This is a genomic window from Arthrobacter sp. SRS-W-1-2016, from assembly GCF_002009585.1.
Lineage (GTDB): Bacteria > Actinomycetota > Actinomycetes > Actinomycetales > Micrococcaceae > Arthrobacter > Arthrobacter bambusae_A.
Window position 1 is genome coordinate 116799 of the sequence record NZ_MTPV01000028.1, and the last position, 9267, is coordinate 126065.

The 9267-nt window shown below is 65.2% G+C and carries 7 protein-coding genes and 1 pseudogene; 3 read left to right on the forward strand and 5 right to left on the reverse strand.

Going from position 1 to position 9267, the window contains the following annotated elements; genetic code table 11:
* Positions 1–149 precede the first annotated feature (149 nt).
* Both ugpC and BMF89_RS07310 read left to right on the forward strand, forming a co-directional pair.
* Entirely contained in the window at positions 150–1232 is a 1083-nt protein-coding gene (gene ugpC, locus BMF89_RS07305; RefSeq protein ID WP_059388327.1) for a sn-glycerol-3-phosphate ABC transporter ATP-binding protein UgpC, read from the forward strand.
* Positions 1233–1331: 99 nt separating this feature from the next.
* Positions 1332–2741, forward strand: a complete 1410-nt coding sequence (locus BMF89_RS07310) for a DUF4032 domain-containing protein (RefSeq protein WP_078106409.1) — start codon at positions 1332–1334, stop codon at positions 2739–2741.
* Positions 2742–2750: 9 nt separating this feature from the next.
* Here BMF89_RS07310 and BMF89_RS07315 read toward each other — a convergent pair whose 3' ends face one another.
* Positions 2751–3422, reverse strand: a complete 672-nt coding sequence (locus tag BMF89_RS07315; RefSeq protein WP_253190741.1) for a GntR family transcriptional regulator — start codon at positions 3420–3422, stop codon at positions 2751–2753.
* Positions 3423–3703: 281 nt separating this feature from the next.
* On the opposite strand from BMF89_RS07315, the gene BMF89_RS07320 reads away from it, so the two are divergent.
* Positions 3704–4930 (forward strand): amidohydrolase family protein, encoded by a 1227-nt coding sequence (locus tag BMF89_RS07320; RefSeq protein ID WP_078106411.1) that lies wholly within the window; start codon positions 3704–3706, stop codon positions 4928–4930.
* A gap of 53 nt (positions 4931–4983) precedes the next feature.
* Here the strand turns inward: BMF89_RS07320 and BMF89_RS07325 are convergent, their stop codons facing one another.
* The 4 genes and pseudogenes from BMF89_RS07325 to BMF89_RS07335 form a co-directional block, all read right to left on the reverse strand.
* Positions 4984–6300, reverse strand: a complete 1317-nt coding sequence (locus tag BMF89_RS07325; RefSeq protein ID WP_078106412.1) for an MFS transporter — start codon at positions 6298–6300, stop codon at positions 4984–4986.
* Positions 6301–6421: 121 nt separating this feature from the next.
* Entirely contained in the window at positions 6422–7840 is a 1419-nt protein-coding gene (locus tag BMF89_RS07330) for an FAD-binding oxidoreductase (protein WP_171983426.1), read from the reverse strand.
* A 54-nt stretch (positions 7841–7894) separates the two neighbouring features.
* Positions 7895–8278: pseudogene (locus BMF89_RS22595) on the reverse strand (N-acetyltransferase); the annotation flags it as partial.
* A gap of 55 nt (positions 8279–8333) precedes the next feature.
* Positions 8334–8828 (reverse strand): SRPBCC domain-containing protein, encoded by a 495-nt coding sequence (locus BMF89_RS07335; RefSeq protein ID WP_078106421.1) that lies wholly within the window; start codon positions 8826–8828, stop codon positions 8334–8336.
* Positions 8829–9267 lie beyond the last annotated feature (439 nt).

Below are 9267 nucleotides of genomic sequence, written 5' to 3' on the forward strand. Positions count from 1 at the left end.
TGGTTGTGATGTGGCGCACAACTACCGTGCGGCGTCACTCAGTCTCCCTTGCCCGGGCTTAGCCTAGGGCGGGGAGTCCAACTGAATAAACATGAACCATTCACAACGGATCGTCCGGCACGTACCTGCCGGTGAAGGGATTGATAACTGTGGCAACAGTTACTTTTGATAACGCTACGCGTCTGTACCCGGGCACAGATAAGCCCGCCGTCGATAAGCTCAACATCGACATCGCCGATGGCGAATTCCTGGTCCTCGTTGGACCCTCCGGTTGCGGTAAGTCCACCTCCCTGCGCATGCTCGCAGGCCTCGAGGACGTGAACTCCGGCCGCATTCTGATCGGTGACCGCGACGTCACGGACGTCCCGCCGAAGGACCGCGACATCGCGATGGTCTTCCAGAACTACGCTCTGTACCCGCACATGACGGTTGCGGACAACATGGGCTTCGCACTCAAGATCGCCGGCGTTTCCAAGGAAGAGCGCGCCGAGCGTGTCCGCGAAGCAGCCAAGCTTCTTGACCTCGAGCAGTACCTGGACCGCAAGCCGAAGGCACTCTCCGGTGGCCAGCGTCAGCGCGTTGCCATGGGCCGCGCCATCGTCCGCAACCCGCAGGTCTTCCTCATGGATGAGCCCCTTTCCAACTTGGACGCCAAGCTCCGTGTCCAGACCCGTACGCAGATCGCATCCCTGACCCGCCGCCTCGGCGTCACCACGGTCTACGTGACCCACGACCAGGTCGAGGCCATGACCATGGGTGACCGCGTTGCCGTTCTCAAGGACGGCCTGCTGCAGCAGGTCGACACCCCGCGCAACCTGTACGACCGCCCGAAGAACGTCTTCGTTGCCGGCTTCATCGGCTCCCCCGCCATGAACCTGCTCGAACTGCCCGTCGTCGACGGCGGCGTCCAGTTCGGTGGCACCGTGTACCCGGTACCCCACGATGTCCTCGAAGAGGCACACGGCAAGACCGTCACCCTCGGTTCCCGTCCGGAAGACCTCGAGACCGTTGGTGCCGGCGAAGGCCTCGAAGTTGAGGTCGACGTCGTCGAAGAGCTCGGCGCCGACGCCTACGTCTACGGCCACACCACGCTTGACGGCAAGAGCCACGACATCGTGGCCCGCGTCGACGGCCGCCGCCCCCCGATGAAGGGCGAGTCCATCTTCGTTCGTCCGCAGTCCGGCCACGTGCACTTGTTCGACACGAAGTCGGGCCTGCGCCTGGGCGACTGATCCCCACCGGCACCCAAATATCGAAGCGACGGCGGCCCTTCCGAGTGGACGGGCCGCCGTCGTCGTTAACAACAGCCTCCATACGGAAGAATTGACCCCATGACCGAGCAAAGCGGTGCCAAGTGGCATGACGAACCCACCGACTACGCGCAGATCGGCAAACTCCCGCGCACCGAGGCTGCCAGCGCCAACGACACTGCACCACCAGCGAGCGTCATCGGATCCCTCAACATCACCGCCGCGGCGGCCGATCCCGAACTCCTGGACCTGCCCTGGCACATCGCCCTCGAAGACTGGCCCGCAGCGAACCTGGCCGCCCTGCCCCGCGGCATCTCCCGGCACATCGTGCGTTTCGCGCACTTGGCCGGCTCCGTTATCGCCATCAAGGAAACGTCCGAGCACGTTGCCCGGCACGAGTACCACATGCTCCGCAAGCTGGCACGGATGGATGTGCCTTGCGTCGAGCCGGTTGCAGTCATCACCGGTCGGACCACGGTGGACGGGAAGCCGCTGAACCCCGTACTGGTCACCCGCCACCTCAAATTCTCCATGCCATACCGGGCGCTCTTCTCCCAGATGCTGCGGCGGGACACCCTGACGAGGCTAATCGATGCCCAGGCGCTGCTGCTGGTGCGCCTGCACCTGATCGGTTTTTACTGGGGCGACGTCTCCTTGTCCAACACCTTGTTCCGTCGCGACGCCGGCGCCTTCGCCGCGTACCTCGTGGACGCCGAGACCGGTGAGCTGTACCCCGATCTGTCGGTGGGCCAGCGCGAATACGATCTGGAGATCGCGCGCGTCAACATCGCCGGGGAACTCATGGACCTGCTCGAAGGCGGACTGATCGAAGAGAAGGTGGACCCGGTGGCGACGTCGGAGCTCATCATGGACTCGTACCGCAGGCTCTGGACCGAGCTTACCGAGAAGGAATCGTTCGAACTCGGCGAGCGCTGGCGCGTGGGGGCGCGCATCCGCCGCCTCAACGAACTGGGCTTCGACGTCGAGGAATATGCCATCAAGACCACCGCGGACGGCTCCACCATCCAGCTGCAGCCCAAGGTCGTCGACGCCGGCCACCACCAGCGGCGGCTGCTCCGCCTCACTGGCCTGGATGCCCAGGAGAACCAGGCCCGCCGGCTGCTCAACGACATGGATTCGTTCCGGGCGGACAACAATCCGGACATGGACGAAGAAATAAGCGCCCACACCTGGGTCAGCCAGATCTTCGAGCCCATCGTCCGGTCCATCCCGCGCGACCTCGCCGGCAAGCTTGAGCCGGCGGAAGTGGTCCACGAAGTCCTCGAGCACCGCTGGTACATGAGCCAGAAGCAGGACAGCCACATCCCCTTGGCGGAAGCCGTGCAGTCTTACCTGGATACCATCCTGCGCCACCGGCGTGACGAGGCTGCCATCATGCTCAACCCGGACACTGCGATGCTCAAGATCCTGGAAGCCGAAACCGAGGAATCCCGGTACGACGAGGACGAATACCCGGATTCGGACGACTAACGCGGAGGTTTAGGGGTCCAGCGTCTGCGCGAGTCCCTTGAGTACGGGTTCGCGTCCGAGCTCGATGTGGGAGTACGCCAGCGTGTAGGCGAGGTCGGCCTTGCCGCCGAGGATGGCGTTGCATAGTTCCATGTGCTCGTCGCGCTGGAGTTCGTTGCTGCGGTTGTGGGCGAGCCCGAAGATCCAGCGCATCCGGCCGAACAACGGTTTGACCGACTCGATGAGCAGCCGGTTGCCGGACAGCCGGACGATTTCGGCGTGGAACGCCGCACTGAGGCGTACGACGTCGTCGGTCCGGTCGTCGTCGATCGCTTGCCTCGTGTCGTCGAGGAGTTCCTGCAGGCGGCCGCCCGGTTCGCCCGCGGCGACGCGGACGGCCGCCATGCGGGCGGCGAACGTTTCCAGGCAGAGCCGCACGTCGAAGAGTTCATTCACGTCGGTGAGCGTCAATTGGCGGACCACTGCGCCCCGGCGGGGGAAGGTTTCCACGAAGCCGTCCTGCTCGAGGCGTTGGATGGCTTCGCGCACGGGAATTCGTGAAACGTTGTAGAGCTCGGAGAGCTCCCGTTCGCGCAGCCGCACGCCCTGCTCGTATCTCCCCGCCACGATTCCCTCAAGAACCAGCTGGTAGACCTGTTCGGCCCGGGCTTCGTCGTCGCGGGCTGTCAGCGTTTCGGACATCGCTTTCGGCCACCCTTCCCTTCCCCGTCGTCTTGCATTCCACCCGAGCATACACGGGCGGAAATAGTGCTTTTTGGTATTCCAGATAACGCAATATTTGTGATTTACATCGCCCCAAACCTGCTCTAATCTATTTTTGGTATACAAAAAAGCCCAGGGTCTACTCTCTGTCAACCAGCGCCGGGGCGGGTTCGCCCTTGGCCCCGGCCTGCCACCACGCAGGTCTGGAATCCGCAGCCCTCGCTGGTGTGCAATAGATCCAATATCAAAGGAGCAATACATTGAACACCTTGATTCGCGCCGTCCGCCCCTGGGGACAAGCATTGAGCGACGTCCTCGTCACGGACGGCAAGATCACCGGCGTCGAACCCCACGACCCGGCGCGGACAGCGGCGGGCGACGTCACCGTCGTCGAAGGCCGCGGCCGTCTTCTCGTGCCGTCGTTCTCGGACGTCCATGTGCACCTGGACTCGACCCGCATCGGCCTGCCGTTCCGCGAACACACCGGCGGCCCGGGCGTATGGACCATGATGATGAACGACCGGCAGAACTGGCGCAACGCCGAAGTTCCGCTGCAGGAACGCGTCAACGACACCCTCGGTCGGATGATCGCGCGCGGCACCACCCGCGTCCGTTCGTATGCCCAGATCGACGTCGATTGCCGCCTTGAGCGTTTCGACGCCGTGATGGCCGCCAAGGAGCAGTTCAAAGGCCAGGCCGACGTCGACATCATCGCGTTCCCGCAGGCCGGACTCCTCCTCGAAGAGGGCACCGTGCCCCTCATGGACCAGGCTCTCAAGGCCGGCGCCAATGTGATGGGCGGCATCGACCCCTGCAGCCTGGACCGCGATCCGGCCCGGCATCTGGACATCGTCTTCGGACTGGCCGAAAAGTACCAGGTCCCCATCGATATCCACCTCCATGAGCCCGGCGAACTCGGCGTGTTCAGCACGGACCTGGTGCTTGAGCGCACCCGCGCGCTGGGGATGCAGGGCAAGGTCACCATGTCCCACGCGTACCAGCTGGGCAGCATCTCCGAGGCCACCACGCGCCGCCTCATCGACGAGTTCGCCGAACTGGACATCTCGATGGCGTCCGTGGCGCCGGGTTCCGCCGGGGTGGCGGGCCAGCTGCCCATCCCGATGCTCGCCGAAGCCGGAGTCCGGATGGGCTTGGGCGAGGACGGCCAGCGCGACTACTGGTCCCCCTACGGCAACACGGACATGCTCGACCGCACATGGCAGCTCGCTTTCACCCACGGCTTCCGCAAGGACGAGCTCATCGAGCACTGCCTCGCGATCGCCACGGTAGGTGGCGCAAGTATCCTCGACCCGTCCGCCACCCGCCTGAAGGGCACGGCACACCGCCCGGGCGTCGAGGTCGGCGACCCTGCGGAACTCCTGCTGCTCGACGGCGAAACGGTGGCCTCCGCCGTCATGGACCGCGGCACCGACCGCACAGTGATCCACCGCGGCAAGGTCGTGGCGGATCAGCTCGAGCTCGTCTAATTCCGCACAAAAAGTGGCCGTTCCCTCGCGGAGGGACCGGCCACTTTCTTGGTTTAACGCCCGACGGCGGCGGGCTCGCCACGGCGCTCCGCCTCGGCGGCTGCCAGCCTCACGGCGGGCCCGCGCACGGCGAGGAAACCGGCAAGCGCAAGGAACACCGCCTCCGCCGCCAAGGCCCAAAACGGAACGTCCCAGCCACCGGACCACTCATGCAGGAATCCCGCGCCCAAGGGCCCCAGGGAGGCCAGCGCGAAACCCAAACCCTGGCTCATGGCGGAAAGGCTCCCAGCGCTCTCCGGCCCTGCCGACCGGATGACCACCAACGCCATTCCCAGCCCGAAGCCGGCGCTCTGGACGATCCCCAACAGGCCGACCATCAGGAACTGCAAAGCTGCGGGCGCCGTCAAGACGCCTATCAAAGCCGCGGCCACGAACAACCCCAAGCCCGGAGCCATGAACTTCAGGACCGCTCGACGCCCCGCGAGGACGGGAGCCAGCAAGCTTGCGGGCAGCCCGGCGATGCTGAACCAGGCCAAGAGCCCGGCCGCGTCCGCCGCGGTCTGGCCCTTCGACACCAGGAACACAGCCAACCACGAGGTAATGGCGAAATACAGCATGGCTTGCAGCCCGAAGAAAGCGGTCACAGCCCAGGCCGTCCCCTGCTTTCGCAGCCGAATGGCGACGGCCTCGCCCGTGGCGCCACCCGCCGTCGTCGTCTCCTGTAAACCAGCGTCCGACGCCGGTCCGCCGCTTCCAGCGGTCCCGCCGGTCCCGCTGGGGCGCCCTGGTGTTTGATCTGCGCGGCGGATCAACGCGGCCGCGAGCACGGCGGGGACGGCCCAGACGGCCAGTGCCCAGGCGAGGCTTCCGCCGAGCGCTTGCTGCAGCGGCTGGACGAGCCCTGCGCCGAGCGCCGCGCCCAGACCGAAGCCCATCGTGCACAGCCCCGTCCACCAGCCGGTACCGCGGTTTGCTTTGACGATCTGTGGCACGAGCACGCTGGCGGTCATGATGGATGCCCCTGCCAGGAACGTTCCGGGCAACAACAGCCCGGGCACGAATACGCGGACGATCAGCGCGGCGGCAAGTACCAGAAGCGCCGCAGCCACGGCCCTGCCAGTGCCCAGGCGACGGGCCAGCCACGGACCGCAGGGAGCTGAGACGCCGAAAGCAAGTACAGGCAAGGCACCGAGCAGCGGCAGCAGTCGCGCGTCGAGTCCGAAGCCTGCCTGCAGCTGACCCATGGTGCCGGCGACCGCCGTAATGGCTGGACGGAGGTTGATGGAGACAAGCGCCAGTGCAACGAGTACCCCGGCGGTCCGTCGAGCAGCGTACGCGGAAGTACGGTGGCGCTGGCTTGCTTGTCCCATTGGTCGTCTCCCGGAATCTAGTTTGGTATACCAAATAAGATTAGGGGCATTGCTTGGTAAAGTAAATCGGCATGGGTCTAGGGCATGAGATCTTCACGATCAGATTTGGAATACCAAAGCTTTAAATGGCCTTGCCGGGGTTGAAGATTCCGGCAGGGTCGAAAAGCTCCTTGATGCGCCACTGCAACTCGCGGATGGGTGCGGGCTGCTCAAGGCCAAGCCAGCGCAGCTTGTACTGACCTACCCCGTGCTCTCCGGTGATGGTTCCACCCATCTCCAGCGCGGCATCGATGGAGTCGTCCAAGGCCTTGTTGAGGCGGGACATTGCATCGGCGTCCACTTCCATGTCCACACGGTCCACCCAGAAGGTCGGGTGCAGGTTGCCGTCGCCGGCGTGGGCCACCACCTTGAGCTGGACATCGTGGGTGACGGCCATGGCTTCGAGCGCGGCCACGTAGTCGACAAGCCGGGACCTGGGAACGGCGACGTCCTCCCCTACCCGGTATTCGTTGTCCACTTCGTCGCCGCGGCTTGAGCGGCGCATCTCGATGAGTCGCTCGGCTTCCGCGTTCGATTCCGCCGTCACCGAGGCGCCGCCCGCTGCAAGCACCTCCCGCACGAGCGTTGCTTCCGCGGCAGCTCCGAAACCGTCTGTCTGGATCAGGAGAAGCGCCTGCCCGCGTTCTCCGAGGTCCGAGCCGTACAGTTCATCGAGCTGGGCCAGCGTACCGGCGTCGAGCATTTCCATGATGGCGGGCTGGACGCGTGCCTTTCCGACCGCCAGGACGCCCGCGGCGGCACCGCGGAAGTCCGGGTAGAACGCCGCCACGGTCTGTACGTCGCGGGGAAGGTAGCGCAAGCGCACCGTCACGCCCACCACGATGCCCAAGGTGCCCTCCGAACCCACAAACAGTGCCGTGAGATCGTATCCGGCCACGCCTTTGAACGTCTGGTGTCCTGTGTGGATGAGCGAGCCGTCGGCCAGGACGACGTCGAGCGCCAGCACCGAGTCTCTGGTCACGCCGTACTTGGCGCAGCGCAGGCCGCCGGCGTTCGTGGCCACATTGCCGCCGATCGTGGACATCTTGTAGCTCGCAGGGTCCGGAGCGTACATCAGGCCATGTTCAGCCGCCGCGGCGTTCAGATCCGCGTTAACCACGCCAGGTTCGACGACGGCGGTCTCGTCGTCGGCGTTGAGCTGCAGGATCCGGTTCATGCGTTCCAAGCTGAGCACGATGCACCCTTGGCTGGCATGGGCACCACCGGAAACCCCGGTGCCGGCGCCGCGTGCAACAATCGGAACCCCGTACTTGGCGCAACAGCGCACCACGTGCTGCACGTCATCCACGGACTCGGCGAACACCACAGCCAAGGGCAACTGCAGGTCCAGGACCGGTCCTTGGTCTGCCGCGTAGCTCGTTCGTGTCTCTTCGTCGATGGCGACTTGTTCCTGCGTGAGCGCGGCCACCAGTTCATCGATGAATCCGCCGGGGCCTTGGCTCTGCCGGGTCGGCCCTGCAGGAGTGATGCGGCGGGCCATGACGATTTCCAATCTGGTTTTATCCTGCGGATACGGCCGGCTGGCACCTGTGTATTCAAAGCCATGCCGGGCGTAGAAGGCCTTGGCGCGGGCGTTGTCCTCGTGGACACCCAGTTCGATCAGGGCCGCGCCGAGCTCGGTGCCGGCGACTGAGCATGCCTCGTCGAGCAACTGGTCTGCCAGGCCCAGACCCCTGTGTTCGGGCGCCACGTAGACGCTGATCAGCATCGCTTGCTGAGCCTGGGAAGGATCCTGTGGCTGCTTGAGGACGACGCGCATGAGTCCACTGATCCGGCTGCCATCTGTCCCGTCATCCGCCACGAGCGTGATGCTCGAGTCACCCGACATCGTGGCTGCTCGCTCCTGCCACTGAGTATCGGTCTGGCGCCGTGCTGCCGCTAAGCTCTCCACGTAAGCCATCGGGGTGTCCGACAGCATCTCCAACCGGACGTCGCGAAGCAAACGCCAGTCGGCAGCTTGGAGCCGACGGATTCTATTCACTTGCGCCGCCCATGAACCGGACGTAGCGCTCAAGAACTCCAGGCCAGTCGGCAGCGTAGTTTGCACGGGTTTGCGCGGGGTGTTCGGCACCTTCCCAGCCGTCGTGCACCAGACGGACCTCTGTACCTCCGTCAACCGCCCGGAAGGCTAGTCGGAGTTCAGTGGACCACATCGCGGTGCTGCCCAGATACCAACTCGCGTGGAAGGACAACGGCGGCTGCCAATCGTCGATGGTCCCCCGTATCGAGGTACGCCCGTCGTCCGCTGTCTCGAGGATCAAATTCTCCTCGAATTCAACGTGCGAGCCCGCCCCGTAGACGCTGTGGTCCTCCATCGGCCACCAGAGGTGCGGGTGATCGGTGAAGCCCATGAAAGCATGCGCCACCGGAGAAGGCACGACGACGGTGCACACCACCGGGTCCAGCTCGCCGGATTGCTCCGGCTGGGGTTCGGAGTCCGGCGCGAGGTGACTAAAGAGGCTCTCCATGTGCACCAACTTTACCGCCGGGATAAGAGCCCCGCCTCCGGCCCCTCCCAAACGCCCGCTCACCTATGACGGCTCCGGGCCGGACGCCCGCTCACATATGACGGGTCCGGGCCGGACGCCCGCTCACATATAACGGGTCCGGGCCGGACGCCCGCTCACCTGTCCAGGCTTCCGGGCGGACTTATGTGAGCCGGCGTTGGTCGGAACCGGGCGTATATGTGAGCGGGGGTTGGTGGAAACCGCCCGATATGTGAGCCGGCGTTGGTCGAAACCGGGCCATATGTGAGCGGGGGTTTGATCCGCCGAACCCTCGCTCACGTATGGCGGGTCCGGTCCGGACGCCCGCTCACTTATAACGGATCCGGGCCGGACGCCCGCTCACGTATGGCGGGTCCGGGCCGGACACGCGCTCACTTCGGGTGGGGCGGGGGTCCGGGGG